At 40.6% G+C, this 15,123-nt stretch carries 17 protein-coding genes; 5 read left to right on the top strand and 12 right to left on the bottom strand.

What is annotated here, in order from left to right; genetic code table 11:
* The first annotated feature begins 89 nt into the window (after positions 1 to 89).
* Both QL989_RS05855 and dolP read left to right on the top strand, forming a co-directional pair.
* Complete coding sequence (locus QL989_RS05855) at positions 90 to 683, top strand: SIS domain-containing protein (RefSeq protein ID WP_008110721.1); 594 nt, start codon at positions 90 to 92, stop codon at positions 681 to 683.
* On the top strand, positions 676 to 1,242 hold the full coding sequence (gene dolP, locus QL989_RS05860; protein WP_008468380.1) for a division/outer membrane stress-associated lipid-binding lipoprotein: 567 nt from the start codon (positions 676 to 678) through the stop codon (positions 1,240 to 1,242). Before QL989_RS05855 ends, dolP begins: the two co-directional genes overlap by 8 nt.
* A 704-nt stretch (positions 1,243 to 1,946) precedes the next feature.
* Here dolP and QL989_RS05865 read toward each other — a convergent pair.
* The 10 genes from QL989_RS05865 to QL989_RS05910 all read right to left on the bottom strand — a co-directional run bounded on the left by QL989_RS05865 (position 1,947) and on the right by QL989_RS05910 (position 9,257).
* Positions 1,947 to 2,384 (bottom strand): ClpXP protease specificity-enhancing factor, encoded by a 438-nt coding sequence (locus QL989_RS05865; protein WP_008110860.1) that lies wholly within the window; start codon positions 2,382 to 2,384, stop codon positions 1,947 to 1,949.
* Positions 2,384 to 3,010 carry a stringent starvation protein SspA gene (sspA, locus tag QL989_RS05870; protein ID WP_008110861.1) on the bottom strand — a complete coding sequence of 209 codons (627 nt, stop codon included), beginning with the start codon at positions 3,008 to 3,010 and terminating at the stop codon, positions 2,384 to 2,386. The genes QL989_RS05865 and sspA overlap by 1 nt, the downstream gene beginning before the upstream one ends.
* Before the next feature lie 79 nt (positions 3,011 to 3,089).
* Positions 3,090 to 3,833 (bottom strand): cytochrome c1, encoded by a 744-nt coding sequence (locus QL989_RS05875; RefSeq protein WP_109875379.1) that lies wholly within the window; start codon positions 3,831 to 3,833, stop codon positions 3,090 to 3,092.
* Complete coding sequence (locus QL989_RS05880; RefSeq protein WP_010390662.1) at positions 3,830 to 5,095, bottom strand: cytochrome b N-terminal domain-containing protein; 1,266 nt, start codon at positions 5,093 to 5,095, stop codon at positions 3,830 to 3,832. The genes QL989_RS05875 and QL989_RS05880 overlap by 4 nt, the downstream gene beginning before the upstream one ends.
* On the bottom strand, positions 5,095 to 5,685 hold the full coding sequence (gene petA / locus QL989_RS05885) for a ubiquinol-cytochrome c reductase iron-sulfur subunit (RefSeq protein WP_010390661.1): 591 nt from the start codon (positions 5,683 to 5,685) through the stop codon (positions 5,095 to 5,097). The genes QL989_RS05880 and petA overlap by 1 nt, the downstream gene beginning before the upstream one ends.
* A gap of 593 nt (positions 5,686 to 6,278) precedes the next feature.
* Entirely contained in the window at positions 6,279 to 6,626 is a 348-nt protein-coding gene (locus QL989_RS05890; protein WP_178954939.1) for a four helix bundle protein, read from the bottom strand.
* A 177-nt stretch (positions 6,627 to 6,803) separates the two neighbouring features.
* Entirely contained in the window at positions 6,804 to 7,196 is a 393-nt protein-coding gene (gene rpsI, locus QL989_RS05895) for a 30S ribosomal protein S9 (protein WP_024600778.1), read from the bottom strand.
* 8 nt (positions 7,197 to 7,204) lie between these two features.
* The gene (rplM, locus tag QL989_RS05900; protein ID WP_008110876.1) at positions 7,205 to 7,633 is read right to left on the bottom strand and encodes a 50S ribosomal protein L13; all 429 of its coding nucleotides are present in this window, start codon (positions 7,631 to 7,633) and stop codon (positions 7,205 to 7,207) included.
* Positions 7,634 to 7,933: 300 nt separating this feature from the next.
* On the bottom strand, positions 7,934 to 8,743 hold the full coding sequence (mutM, locus tag QL989_RS05905; RefSeq protein WP_290168986.1) for a bifunctional DNA-formamidopyrimidine glycosylase/DNA-(apurinic or apyrimidinic site) lyase: 810 nt from the start codon (positions 8,741 to 8,743) through the stop codon (positions 7,934 to 7,936).
* Between the two features lie 13 nt (positions 8,744 to 8,756).
* Entirely contained in the window at positions 8,757 to 9,257 is a 501-nt protein-coding gene (locus QL989_RS05910; RefSeq protein ID WP_290168988.1) for a hypothetical protein, read from the bottom strand.
* Between the two features lie 117 nt (positions 9,258 to 9,374).
* On the opposite strand from QL989_RS05910, the gene QL989_RS05915 reads away from it, so the two are divergent.
* The 3 genes from QL989_RS05915 (at position 9,375) to QL989_RS05925 (ending at position 12,664) form a co-directional block, all read left to right on the top strand.
* The gene (locus QL989_RS05915; protein ID WP_013464036.1) at positions 9,375 to 10,298 is read left to right on the top strand and encodes a manganese-dependent inorganic pyrophosphatase; all 924 of its coding nucleotides are present in this window, start codon (positions 9,375 to 9,377) and stop codon (positions 10,296 to 10,298) included.
* A gap of 385 nt (positions 10,299 to 10,683) precedes the next feature.
* Positions 10,684 to 11,136, top strand: a complete 453-nt coding sequence (locus QL989_RS05920) for a transposase (protein WP_290168992.1) — start codon at positions 10,684 to 10,686, stop codon at positions 11,134 to 11,136.
* A 148-nt stretch (positions 11,137 to 11,284) separates the two neighbouring features.
* On the top strand, positions 11,285 to 12,664 hold the full coding sequence (locus QL989_RS05925; protein ID WP_290168994.1) for an MBL fold metallo-hydrolase: 1,380 nt from the start codon (positions 11,285 to 11,287) through the stop codon (positions 12,662 to 12,664).
* A 409-nt stretch (positions 12,665 to 13,073) separates the two neighbouring features.
* Here the strand turns inward: QL989_RS05925 and QL989_RS05930 are convergent, their stop codons facing one another.
* Together QL989_RS05930 and QL989_RS05935 are read right to left on the bottom strand one after the other, a co-directional pair.
* The gene (locus QL989_RS05930) at positions 13,074 to 14,240 is read right to left on the bottom strand and encodes a nucleotide sugar dehydrogenase (RefSeq protein ID WP_290168996.1); all 1,167 of its coding nucleotides are present in this window, start codon (positions 14,238 to 14,240) and stop codon (positions 13,074 to 13,076) included.
* 100 nt (positions 14,241 to 14,340) lie between these two features.
* A complete protein-coding gene (locus tag QL989_RS05935; protein ID WP_290168999.1) occupies positions 14,341 to 15,108 on the bottom strand; it encodes a glycosyltransferase family 2 protein in 768 nt (255 codons plus the stop codon).
* Between the last annotated feature and the right edge of the window lie 15 nt (positions 15,109 to 15,123).

Below are 15,123 nucleotides of genomic sequence, written 5' to 3' on the forward strand. Positions count from 1 at the left end.
GTTAAACATTAGCTAACGCCTAAAATAATTACCTTTTAATAAAGCCGGTGTGAGCTCACACAGAATTAGAGATAAATTGTTGGTAACCCATGCAAGATACAATTAAAGAAATTTTTAAAGAAAGTATTCAAGTTCAAATAGCCGCAGGCGAAGTGTTGCCAAGCGCGTTAGAATCAGCGGCATTTACCATTGCACAAAGCCTGATCAATGGGAATAAGTTGATCTGTTGCGGTACTGCAAATTGCCATATGCTGGCGCAACACATGGCAGGCGTACTGGTAAATTTTTACGAAACAGAACGCCCTTGCTTACCTGCAATCGCTCTCTCACAAGAAAATATTAACTTAGGCCAAGGCAATCAAATAGATGACCACGATACCTTTGCACGCCAAGTTCGTGCCTTTGCTCAGCAAGGTGACTTATTATTGGTACTTGCCATTAATGGTAATGAAAAACACATAATTTCTGCAGTAGAAGCGGCACTTACCAAAGATATGAAGGTCATAGTAATGGTAGGCGATGATGGCGGCGAACTCGTTGGCTTGCTTGGCCATAACGATGTAGAAATTCGTACGCCGTCTAAACGCCCGAGTCGCATTATTGAATCGCATTTAGTGAACCTTCACTGTTTAAGTGAGTTGGTGGATTTAACCCTTTTCCCTCAGGACGAAAATTATGTTTAAACGCTCCCTAATTATTTTAGGCACTGTTGTGTTATTACAAGGCTGTGCCGCTGCTGTGGTCGCCGGTACAGCCAGTGCTGTTACTGCCGCTAACGATAGACGAACCATTGGCTCGCAAATAGACGACAACAACATTGAAATAAAAGCCAGCATTGCTATTAGTGAAGATGAACGCCTTAACAAGTTTGCTCATATCAGCGTTATAAGCGTAAATGGCGTGGTTTTAATGGTAGGACAAGTGCCTAACCAAGAAATGAAAAACCAAGCGTTTAAAACCATTGAGAACCTATCTGGTATCCGCAAAATTCATAACCAACTTCGCATTGGCTCTAATATTGGTATCACCACGCAAACACACGATTCATGGTTAACCTCAAAAGTAAAAGCGCAGCTTCTAGCGGCTGAAAATATCAGCAGTAATAATATAAAAGTAGTGACTGAAAATGCCGAAGTATACTTAATGGGGCTAGTATCTGACGCTGAAGCAAACCAAGCCGTTAATATAGCTCGCAACATCTCTGGCGTAGAGCGAGTAGTTAAAGTCTTTGAGTATTTGTAAAAGTCCGAGGTTCGAGGTTCGAGGTTCGAGGTTCGAGGTTCGAGGTTCGAGGTTCGAGGTTCGAGGTTCGAGGTTCGAGAAATTTAAAAACCTTGCGTAAACATCGCAAGGTTTTTTTATACCTGTAGGCGGGAGTTTACCTCGCGCAGGGTTTAGTAAAATGCGCGGCATAAAGCCCCGCCTACAAAACCATTTTGAACCACAGAGTACACAGAGACGCTTCGCGCTACACAGAGAAGACAGGACAAATAAAACATGCCTTTAATCATTTTCTCTGTGTGCTCTGCCCCCTCTGTGGTGAATAAAATCTCTTTAAAATTTTTTTGCACAAAGAGAAGTGAATAAGGAGTAAATGAGAAAACAGTAACCATTAGCTCAACTGATTAATTCGAGTCTCTAGGCCCGTTGCTCGCCTCTCGCAGCCCGCTGCCCACTGCCGTGAACCCAAACACCCTGCTTTGCTTAATCTCTACCTAACACCTAGACCTAATACCTAAAACCTGCTCTTCACTTTAGACCAGACGCGGTGTAAACCCGCTGCTACACCAATCAATCTTAACCCGCTTCTCGCAGCTCGTCGCTCGTCGCTCGTGAGCTTTTCTAACCTTTAACCTTTAACCTTTAACCTTTAACCTTTAACCTAATATTTTCATACAGACATAAAAAAACCGCTTATTAAGCGGTTTTTTTCTAACATTTACGGGCTATTTTATAACGCGTAAATGTGAGCCTTTTTTCTTTTCAGGCTTGGGAGCTGGCGTTTCATCAACTATTTCAGGTGATGAATCGACACTTTCAAGCTCTGGAGCAAAATCGTCTTCGTCCTCTAAAAACTCATCTGCAGTAAAGACTGTGCCTTCGCCATTTTCACGTGCATATATTGCAAGTACAGCCCCTAAAGGCACGTACACTTGCATTGGCTGGCCGCCAAAGCGCGCGTTAAAGCTAAGCTGAGTATTATCTAACGAAAACTGCGTAACCGCCGAAGGGCTTATGTTCAATACAATTTGGCCATCTTGAACAAACTGTGTTGGCACTTGCACTGCAGGAAAGTCAGCATTAACCACTAAGTGTGGCGTGCATTCGTTATCAACAATCCAATCAAAAAAAGCGCGTAGTAAATAAGGACGATTAGAAGTCATTATAAACGGATCTCACGCTCTGCTTCAGTTAAAGAAGCTTGGAATGATTCACGTTCAAATAAACGGATCATATACTCTTTAAGTTCTTTAGAGCCTGCACCATTAAGCTCAATACCAAACTCTGGTAAACGCCATAATAGTGGTGCTAAGTAACAATCAACTAAGCTAAACTCTTCACTCATAAAGTAAGGCGCTTCACTAAAGATTGGTGCTATTGCAAGTAATGCTTCTGTCAGCTCTTTACGAGCTTGCGCGGCATCAGAGGTGTTGTTAATGATTTTTTCAGCTAGGCTGTACCAATCAGTATCAATACGGTGCATCATTAATCGACTACGACCACGCATGACCGGATATACAGGCATTAGTGGAGGATGAGGAAAACGTTCATCAAGGTATTCCATGATGATGTTTGCCTGATATAAACCAAGCTCACGGTCAATCAGTGTTGGCACTGTGCCGTAAGGGTTAATTTCGTGAAGTGCTTCTGGCAGGTTATCCTTTTCAGCCATATGAATATCTACACTTACACCTTTTTCAGCAAGTACAATGCGTACTTGGTGGCTATACATACAGTTAGCACCAGAAAAAAGGGTCATTACAGGGCGCTTATTGGCAGCTACGGCCATGCCTACCTCCATTAAATAACTAAAACAGCAATAGGGGCTTAAGCCCCTATTGCAAAATTACCTTTAAATATGTTCAAACTTAATGAACATCTCTCCAGTATTCTTTCTTCAGCATAAATGCCAAGATAAATAGGATAATTAAAAATCCGATTACCTTAATACCTAGCGCTTCCGACTCGAGACGTGTAGGTTCACCTACATACTCTAGGAAATTCGTTAAATCACGAACTGCTTGGTCATATTCATCTACACTTAATTCGCCCGTACCATCTGTTTTTGTACCAGTAATATGAGTGGTTGTTTTACCATCTACTGTTACTTCTTCAGTAATTGCAGTAGGAACACCTTGCAACTCTTGAAGAACATGTGGCATACCCACCGATGGGAATAACGTATTATTTACGCCAAACGGACGAGATTCATCTTTGTAAAACGATTTTAAATAGGTGTAAATCCAATCACTGCCACGAACACGCGCAACGTTAGTTAGATCCGGCGGAGCCGCACCAAACCATTTTGCAGCATCTTCTTTTGCCATCGCGTTAAGGATATGACCACCCACTTTTGAACCATCAAAAATAAGTTGCTCTTGACCAATCTCTGTTGGAATACCAATGTCACGGAAAGTACGTTCATAACGTTGATACTGCATTTGGTGACAACCAAGACAGTAGTTCATGAACAACTTTGCGCCACGCTGCAAAGAAGGTTGATCAGATATATCGTTACCCGCTTCCATTAGAGGAACTGACGGGCCTGCCGCCATTGCAGGTAACACGTTTACTGATAAAGCAAATAAACCTATTAATAGCTTTTTCATCATTTCGTTAACCTCTCAGGCAATGGCTTAGTTTTTTCATTCTTACTGTAAACAAATAACAGTACGAAGAACATAAAGTAAGTCACAGTACAGACTTGCGAAACAATCGTTTTAAAATCAGTTTGTGGTGTAGCACCAACCCAACCTAAAAGAACGAAAGTAACAACAAAACCTGCAATGTTCCATTTGTGGAAACCACAACGGTAACGAACTGAACGAACCGAACCACGGTCAATCCAAGGTAATAATGCTAGCACGACAATTGATGCACCCATTGCAGCAACACCCATTAGTTTGTCAGGGATTGCACGTAAGATTGCATAGAATGGCGTGAAGTACCAAACAGGGAAAATATGCTCTGGTGTTTTAAGTGGGTTAGCTGCTTCAAAGTTTGGCGCTTCTAAGAAGAAACCACCCATAGCAGGCATAAAGAACACAACCCAGCAGAACAAGATTAAGAAACCAACCACGCCCACAATATCTTTTACTGTGTAATAAGGGTGGAACGGAATCGCATCAATAATGTCTTTTTTGTCAGTGTAGTATTCATGGAACTTAAATTTAGGCTTGTCTTCTTCAGCCACAGTTCCTTTTTTACGTTTGTTATCAATACCGTCTGGGTTATTAGAACCCACTTCGTGTAGTGCAACAATGTGTAAAAATACTAAGATAACAATAACCAATGGCAGTGCAATTACGTGTAATGCAAAGAAGCGGTTAAGCGTTGCACCTGAAATTACATAGTCACCACGAATCCACAGTGTTAAGTCATCACCAATAACCGGGATAGCCCCGAATAATGAAATGATTACCTGCGCACCCCAGAACGACATTTGGCCCCATGGTAATAAGTAACCCATGAATGCTTCAGCCATTAGGGCTAAGAAAATGAACATACCGAATAACCACAGTAATTCACGTGGTTTTTGGTAAGAACCGTAGATCATGCCACGGAACATGTGCATGTAAACAACGATGAAAAACGCAGATGCACCCGTTGAATGCAAATAACGTAATAACCAACCGTACTCTACATCACGCATGATGTATTCTACTGATGCAAATGCACCTTCAGCAGATGGTACATAGTTCATCGTTAACCAAATACCTGTAAGTATTTGGTTTACTAGTACTAACATAGCTAGAGAGCCGAAGAAGTACCAGAAGTTAAAGTTTTTCGGTGCTGGATACTGTGCAATGTGCATGTTCCAAACACGTGTCATTGGGATACGGTCGTCTATCCACTCAACAATTTTACCAAACATTAGGCCACCCCTTGTTCTTCGCCCACTAAAATAGTGGTCTCATCAAGAAAAGTATATGGTGGAATTTCTAAATTTAATGGTGCAGGTACCGATTGGAATACACGGCCAGCCATATCAAACTTAGAACCGTGACATGGACAGTAAAAACCGTCATCAGTCCCTTCCACTTTCTCACCAAAGCCACCTTGTAAAAAGCTAGGTGAACAACCCAAATGCGTACAAATACCTACAGCGACAAAAATCTCTGGGCGTAATGAACGGAAATCATTGGTTGATGATTCTAATTGTTGTGGCTCTTGCGATTGCGGATCACGAAGTTGACCTTCATGTTCTTTCATCTGCTCAAGCATTTTTGGGGTCCGTGATACAACCCATACAGGTTTACCACGCCACTCGACACGTATTAATTGTCCTGGCTCAAGTTTGCTGATATCTACTTCTACAGGCGCACCCGCAGATTTAGCTCGCTCACTTGGATTCCAAGACGCAATAAAAGGAACAGCAGCCCCAGCCGCACCAACACCACCAACAACAGAGGTAGCTATGGTTAAAAAGCGACGTCGGCCATTGTCTACAGGCGCATTGCTCATCCACTTATCTCCACTATGATTCTCAACACTTGCTATATTGAGAACATCAGTTACAGCAGGTTAATTTTTCGAATTTTAAAAGAGAAACGATCATAATTAAAACCCTTGTTTAAAACAAGGTTATTCACAGCCTCCTGCTCGAATAAACCTGACTTGCTCAAATAGTTGATTAAGTAAGCTCGAGTATGAAACCAAATGACTATAGTATCGCTTCCGTAAAAACAATTTGTAAACAAGTACAATCTCACCAACTAAGTACAGTAACAACTGAATTTGGCGACATTAAACTCATTCACTTTATTTGCCCGCCAATTGTAGCAAAAAAATTCACCAATTAACTGATGGATTTAAACTAATTGCGATAATTATTTAACTTTTTTTGCGTTAGTCGGTAATTTTTAAGCTTTCGTTCAATAAATACGCATGCTTTGCCTATTTTGATCAAGCTAATGTCGACATTAGTCGTAAAGGGAGGATTGAAGGTTAAAGGTTAAAGGTTAAAGGTTAAAGGTTAAAGGTTAAAGGTCAAAGGTCAAAGGTCAAAGGTCAAACATACTCATATATTTTTGAATGAATATTTAATTTTGAACCTCTTAATCCCAAGCATCGATTGATTTCATCAATGCTGAAATCATACGGGAAAGTTCACGAGTCTCCTCAATCCATTCACTAGCCTCTGTCGTGTCAACTTCACCTATTTTTAGTGCAATGTAAATTTGAGAGCGTAATTCTCCACAACTCCCCTTAGAGTATGATAAAAATCGAATATAATCTTTAGGAGTTATTCGTTCATAACCCTCTGCTATATTTGAAGAAATTGAAAGTGCAGATCGTGTTATTTGATCTTTTAAACCAAACTCTTTGCTCTGCTTAAAATGTAAATAAATCTCGCAAGCTAAATCGGCTGAACGTTGCCATACCCTTAAATCTTCAAACCTCATAACATAACCAGTCAGCTGAAACATGCTTAACTTATAACTGTAAAATAAGAAAGACACAAAGCTTAGATCAAATTTATAGCTCGAACCTTGAACCTTGAACCTTGAAGCAAAATCTTATAGCTACAAAACAAAAAACCCAGCATAAGCTGGGTTTTTGAATTCTTGATAACGTAAAAATTAACGTTTTGAGAACTGTGGACGCTTACGCGCTTTCTTAAGACCCACTTTCTTACGTTCAACTTTACGTGCATCACGAGTAACGAAACCTGCTTTACGAAGTTGTGGACGTAATGACTCGTCAAACTCCATAAGTGCACGAGTGATACCGTGACGGATAGCACCAGCTTGACCAGTAGTACCACCACCGGCAACGGTGATGTGAAGGTCAAATTTTTCAGTCATGTCTACAAGCTCAAGAGCTTGACGAACAACCATGCGTGCTGTTTCGCGACCAAAGTACTCTTCTAAAGAGCGCTTGTTGATTACGATGTTACCAGTGCCTGGGCGTAAGAATACGCGAGCACTTGAACTTTTACGACGACCTGTACCGTAGTATTGATTTGCCATGATAGTGCTCCTTAAATGTCTAGAACCTGAGGCTGTTGTGCAGCATGGTTATGCTCAGTACCCGCGTAAACTTTAAGTTTGCGGAACATAGCGCGGCCTAAAGGACCACGTGGCAACATGCCTTTAACAGCTTTTTCGATGATCATTTCAGGCTTTGCAGCTTGAAGTTTATCAAAAGTAGTAGACTTAAGACCACCTGGGAAACCAGAGTGAGCGTAGTACACTTTATCTTTGAATTTGTTACCAGTAACAGTAACTTTCTCAGCGTTGATAACGATGATGTAATCACCAGTATCTACGTGTGGTGTGTACTCAGCTTTATGCTTACCGCGTAGGCGATGAGCGATTTCAGTAGCGATGCGACCTAAAGTTTTATCTTCAGCGTCAACTACGTACCAGTCACGTTTTACTGTTTCTGGTTTAGCAACAAACGTTTTCATTTATAAAAATCCAATGTTTTTCAATTAAAACCACAGGTAGTTATTATTAACTACCGCTCTAAGTATGCTACAACCCCTTCGAGTTTTAGACTTTTTCGCCGCTCACAAGTGGCTAAACTATATGAGGACATAGAACGCAACGTGGCAGACGCGGGAGTATACCAGCACTTAAACTACATTGCTACCGGCCGGTTGTTTTTTCCGCAAAAAGTTTTAGGCTCGAGTGTCGGGCTACGGGGGGCGAGCTTCGAGACCCGTTACCCGCAGCCCGTCGCCCGAGAACTTTACTCTTTACCTTTATTATTTCTGACACACCTCACAAAAAACGGTGCTGCGTTGCCCTAGGCGAATTTCAGTTAGTTCGCTCTCGCAATTTACACAAGGCTGGCCTTTTCGGCCATACACTAATAGCTGCTGCGCAAAGTAGCCTGGCTTACCGTCACTTTGGGCAAAGTCTTTCAGCGTTGTGCCGCCTTGAGTAATTGCTGCGGCTAGGGTGTCTTTTATAATTGGGATTAACGCTTGGTAGCGTTTAAGGCTTACCTTACCTGCTTCTTTTCGCGGGTCGATACCTGCTTTAAATAATGATTCGTTAGCGTAAATATTACCAACCCCCACCACCACGGCGTTATTCATAATAAACTGTTTAACAGGCACTTTTTTATTACGAGATTGCTCATAAACACGTTTAGCAAAAAAGTCATCGGTGAGTGGCTCGGGGCCTAATTTAGCAAGTAACTTATGCTCTTCATTGGGGGCTTGCCATAAACAGCAACCAAAGCGACGTGGATCGTTTAAACGCAGCGCCTTATTATTCGCTAAAATAAACTCAACATGGTCATGCTTTTTAAGTGGCTCATTGGCGTTCACAACCCTCAAGTTACCCGACATACCTAAATGCAATATAGCCGAGCCTAGCTCGCATTCTAACAATAAGTATTTTGCACGTCGTTCAATACTGCTAACCACTAACCCCTCAAGTTGATACACCTCATCTGGCACAGGCCAGCGCATACTGGCATTATGAATATTTACCTTAGTCACAACTTGGTTTAGCACATGGGGGATAATACCCATACGGCTAACTTCTACTTCTGGTAATTCAGGCATTAATAAAACTCACTTATGAAAAGGTAAAACTTGGAAATAATTGTTTTGCAGTAGTTAAATCGAGCAACAATAATCGCTGACTGGTTTTATCGAATAGATAATACTGACCACTCGCCTCAAATAATAAGTACACCCAAGGTAGGGGCTCACCGGCGAGTTCAAGCGTGGCTACCGATAGTGGCTTATTCATATCAAGCGCATCAGGTGTAGTGGTGGTCATCAGCGCGGTGTTTTGCCATAAATAAACTAGCTCACTAAGTTGTTGCTCTGAACCTTGCCAACTAAGCGGTACATTTTTTTGCAAAGCAGTAGTACGCCAACTAGTGCCAATACGCTCAATTTTTTGGTCGATAAATTTAAGTGTTAATACAAAACTTTGAGGAGGAAGTAGTGGCTGCAATTGCGCCTGTGTTTCATCATTCCCTATGTTTTTATGCAGTCCATTTAAAAAGAAGATCATAATCAACATCGAAAAAATAATAACATTGTTCCAACCTTTTCGGCCGAGTTGCATGTGGGTCTTCCAATTAATAATATCGATTTAAAGTGTAACCAAAACTTAATTACACTGTCTATATGTTAAAACCCAAAGACTTTGCTAGAATATCGGCAAATTTTAAGGAGTTTAGTCATGTCAATGTATGTAGTGGGCCATAAAATCCCAGATTCAGATTCAATATGTGGTGCAATTGCACTGGCTTATTTAAAAAACCAAATTGATGAACCAGCAATCCCAACTCGCCTAGGTGAAGTTTCACCTGAAACACAATTTATTTTAGATAAATTCGGTTTTGAAGCACCTGAGCTAAAACTTAGCTACGCTGGCGAAGACGTTTATATTGTAGACCACACAGAAAAAACCCAAGCACCTGACGATATTGATCAGGCTCGCGTAGTGGGCGTGGTAGATCATCACAAGCTAGGTGATTTAACCTCATCAACACCACTTGAGTGTTGGATCCGCCCTGTTGGTTGTTCAAACACCATTATTAAAATGATGTATGACTTCTACAACGTTGAGATCCCTAAAGATATTGCTGGCATTATGCTTTGCGCTATTTTAAGCGACACGGTTATTTTTAAGTCACCAACCTGTACTACTGCCGATATTAAATGTGTTGAAGCGCTTGCAGAAATTGCAGGCATTGAAGACTTCAAAGAACTAGGCATGGACATGTTCCGCGTTAAATCAGCCGTTGAAGATACGCCAGTACGTGACTTAGTAATGCGTGACTTTAAAGACTTTAACATGAACGGCAACCTCGTTGGTATTGGCCAGTTAGAAGTTATTGACCTTGCGGTATTTGACGAGATTAAAGCCGACCTTGAAGCCGACATCGCGAAGCTTAAAGAAGAAGGCGGTCGTCATTCAGTATTTTTACTTCTGACCGACATTATGAAAGAAGGCTCACAAATGCTAATTGCATCAGACGATGCTAGCCTAGTTGAGCAAGCCTATGGTGAAAAACCAGAAGACGGTAAAGTATGGCTAGACGGCGTATTAAGCCGTAAAAAGCAAGTAGTGCCACCACTACAAGACGCTTTTAAGAGCTAGGTTCGAGATTCGAGATTCGAGATTCGAGATTCGAGATTCGAGAAATTTAAAAACCTTGCGGTTAACATCGCAAGGTTTTTTTATGCCTGTAGCAGCGGGTTCACCCCGCGCATTTTCACAACATTTCAAACAGCCTGCGCGGCATAAAGCCCTGCCTACAATAAAACTCTATATTAATCCTACCCGAAGGCGGGAGCTTACCCCGCGCAATTTCACAACTTTTCAAACAACCTGCGCAGCATAAAGCCCTGCCTACAATAAAACTCTATATTAACCCTACCCGTAGGCGGGAGTTTACCTCGCGCACTTTCGCTATGGTAACCCGCTCAAATTCAAAACTATTAATTGCCTGCTATATTTACCTATAAAACCACAAGATATAAAAATGAAAAAATCACAAAACCTAAGGAAAGGTCGTATTTCAATTCCCAATCACTATTACTGCGTAACTCTAGTCATTAATAACAGACAAAAATTATTAAACGACCTTGGTCTCAATAGAAAAATAATTTTTGAAATTAAGAAACTTGAATTAGAAGATGCTTGTGAAAGTGTTGCTTTTGTCTTAATGCCAGACCATATACATTGGCTTTTTCAATTAAAAGTAAGCTTACATTTAAGCGCTTTAATTAGACTATTTAAAGGCCGCTGCGCTAAGCTTGCCCGAGATCAGCACAAAATTAATAAGCTTTGGCAAAGTGATTATTACGATCATATGATCCGAGATGAAAAAGACCTAATTAACTACGCGCGCTATATAGTAGCAAACCCACTTAGAGCTAATATCGTTAATAACGTTGGTGATTACCCATTTTGGGATTGTATTTATTTGAAATAAAATATAATACCCGTAGGCCTAAGTTTGTAAATGCAATTGAAAATTTGTAGGCGGGAGTTTACCTCGCGCAAGTTGTTTAGGCCTATGCACAAAGATTAAAATGCGCGGTATAAAGCCCCGCCTACTAAACAAGCAATAAGGACATAAAATGCAAATACTTCACCACGGAGCGGTAAATGGCGTAACAGGCTCGTGCCACCAGCTGATAATAAACGATCAAAGCTCTTTTCTAATTGACTGCGGACTATTTCAAGGTGAAGATTCTGTTGATGATCTTAATATTGAATTTAATATAGATACAGTCCGCGCGCTGATCGTTACCCATTGTCACATCGATCATGTTGGCCGAATCCCCTACTTATTAATGGCTGGCTTTAAAGGACCCATATTTACCTCTATTGCATCGGCCAGTTTACTGCCACTAGTGATTGAAGATGCATTAAAAGTAGGCGTCACGCGCGATCAAAAAATAATAGATACCTGCCTAAGGTTACTTAAACAGCAAATTATTGAAGTTGATTTTAAAACCTGGTTTGAACTTCCTTGCAAAGGTGAACACATAGCCAAAGCCCGACTACAACGAGCAGGGCATATTTTAGGCTCGGCTTATGTTGAAATAGATATAAGCATACCAACTCGTAAAGCTAAAAACAGTCATCGGGTCGTATTTTCAGGTGATTTAGGGGCGCCCTATACACCTTTACTACCCGCACCTAAAGCGCCTTATAAAGCAGATACTTTAGTTATTGAGTCAACCTATGGTGATAAAAACCATCAAGGACGAAAACAACGTACGCAAACCTTAAAAGCCGTGATTGAGCGCGCAGTTGCCGACAACGGTATCGTCCTTGTGCCTGCATTTAGTATAGGCCGTACACAAGAGCTATTATACGAACTTGAACAGCTAATTCATGCCTCAACTAAAAACTCACCTTGGCGCACAATACAAGTAATACTCGACTCTCCGATGGCGGCTAACTTTACTCAGCAGTATCGAAAATTTAAATATTTATGGGATGAAGAAGCTAAACAAAAAGTAGCCAAAGGCCGCCACCCTCTCGACTTTGAAAACCTCACTACAATAAATACTCATAGCGAGCACTTAGCGATAATAAATTACTTAGCCACCCGCCAAACACCTGCAATTATTCTAGCTGCAAGCGGTATGTGCACCGGCGGAAGAATAGTTAACTACCTAGAGCGATTTTTAACCGACAAAACCACCGACGTACTCTTTGTAGGTTACCAAGGCAGAGGTACTTTAGGTCGTGACATACAAACCTATGGCCCAAAAAATGGCTATGCATTTATAAATAATACCCGCATTAATATTAACGCCAAAATACACACAATAAGCGGCTACAGCGCCCACGCCGATCAAACTGGTTTAATTAAATTTGTAACCGGTATGCGCAAAAAGCCCCGCTATATAAAAATAGTCCACGGCGATGATGACGCTAAAAATGCACTCGCTACAAAATATAGAGAAGTACTGGGAGATGATGTAAAGGTTGAGATTGGGAAGTGAGGAGACAAATTCGAGGTTCGAGGTTCGAGGTTCGAGGTTCGAGGTTCGAGGTTCGAGGTTCGAGATATTTAAAAACCTTGCGGTTATATCGCAAGGTTTTTTATTCACGTAGGCGGGAGTTTACCTCGCGCAGAGTTTTGGTTCGAGGTTTTAGGTGCTTAAATCGTCGCCCGTAACCCGTCGCCCATGAACATAAACCAAACCTGCGCGGCATAAAGCCCCGCCTACGTCTAATCCAAACACCGTGCTTGGCTTAATCTCTACCTTATACCTAGAACCTTTGTCTTTAACCAGACACGAAATAAAACCGCTGCTACACCAGTCAAACTTAACCCGTTCCTCGTCGCCCGTAACTCGTACCTCGCAGCCCGTCGCTCGAAGCCCGTATACTTAAGGCTTAAACGATATTTTAATCACTACCAAATAAATCACGCGTATAAACTTTATCAGCAATATCAGCCAGTTCATCAACCATACGGTTTGATAAAATAACATCTGAAAGCTGCTTAAATTCATTTAAATCTTTGATTACCCGAGAATGATAAAACTCATCAGCATCAAGTACGGGTTCAAAAACAACAACTTCAATTCCTTTTGCTTTAATGCGCTTCATAATACCTTGAATGGCAGAGGCTCTAAAGTTATCCGAACCCGACTTCATAACTAACCGATAAACACCGACAACCTTTGGTTTACGATTAATAATTGATTCCGCGATGAAATCTTTTCGTGTTCGATTCGCATCAACAATGGCGCCTATAATGTTGTTAGGAACATCTTTGTAATTTGCTAATAACTGTTTGGTATCTTTAGGTAGGCAGTAGCCACCATAACCAAATGAAGGGTTATTGTAATGGTTACCTATGCGAGGGTCTAAACCAACCCCTTGAATTATTTGTTTGCTACTTAACCCATGTGCCTCAGCATAACTATCAAGTTCATTAAAGTAAGCCACTCGCATTGCTAAGTACGTATTAGAGAAAAGCTTTATCGCTTCAGCTTCTGTTGAGTCGGTAAATAACACCTCAACGTCTTGCTTTATAGCGCCTTGCTTAAGTAAACCTGCAAAAGTTGCTGCTCGCTCGCTTTGCTCACCCACTACAATACGTGACGGATACAGGTTATCGTAAAGCGCCTTACCTTCACGTAAAAACTCAGGCGAAAAGATAATATTATTACAATTAAACTTATCTTTAATAGACTGAGTAAACCCAACCGGCACCGTTGATTTAATAATCATTGTCGCATCAGGGTTTATAGCTAATACGTCTGCAATTACAGCTTCAACTGAGCTTGTATTAAAGTAATTGGTTTGTGGATCGTAATCTGTGGGAGTAGAAATAATTACATACTCAGCATCAACATAAGCAGCTAGTTTATCTGTGGTTGCTGTAAAATTTAGATCTTTACGCTTTAGAAAAAGCTCAATTTGCTCATCAATGATCGGAGATTGCTGATTATTTAATAATTCAACTTTATGCTCATCAATATCAAGCGCCATAACCTCATTATTTTGCGCAAGCAACATTGCATTTGAAAGGCCTACATAACCTGTACCAGCTACAGCTATCTTCATTTTATATTTATCCTATACTTACAGTGCTCTAGCGTTTAAACCTCAAAGAATATACACGCTTTAGTCATAACTTTTTTATATAATCTCTAGAGTAAAGAGGTTACTTTCGAAATACTGCCCGCCACGCATAAAAACAAAAACATTTAGCGGCTAAAAATATATTTAGGTTTTCAATATCGCGATAAATACTCCATTGACGCATTATTTTTTTTAACTTATTTCTAGAGATCGAGTCGGGTAATATTCGGTATTGAGTTAACACTTTAGGGAATAAATAAGCTTTATTACCAGTTTTTAAAAGCTTTAACCATAGTGCATAATCTTGCCCAGTTCTCAGTAGTGGCATGAACAAGTCGCTAAATGCACTACGCCTAAGTATTACTGTTGAACACCCCATAGTCGCTTTTTTACGTAGCTGATCAGCATAAGAAAAAGCACGTTCTTGCGTAGCATCAACCACTTTATTAAGTCTTTTACTATCACCATCGATAAGTTCATACGCAGTAAAAGAAAAATTAATTGCATCGTTATTTTGCATAAATGCAATCTGCTCATTTAACTTATTTGGCAGCCATAAGTCATCACTATCGACAAAAGCGATAAACTCTCCAGTTACATTAGCTAGCGAGACATTTCTACTAACAGCCGCACCGCTATTAACTGCATTTTTAAAGACAGAGACTCTATTATCATGCCTTGCTATATTTTCTAAAATTTCTAGGGATGAATCTGTCGAACAATCATCTGTAACTAACCACTCCCAATGCGGGTAGTTTTGCTCTTTTATTGCATTGTATACACTTTCTATATAAAGAGCTGAATTATAGGTTGCGGTAATAATTGAAACCTTTGGAATACCTGTACTCATTTATAATTCCATAAA

The sequence above is a fragment of the Pseudoalteromonas sp. APC 3224 genome (assembly GCF_030407535.1).
In the GTDB taxonomy this organism is placed as follows: Bacteria; Pseudomonadota; Gammaproteobacteria; order Enterobacterales; family Alteromonadaceae; genus Pseudoalteromonas.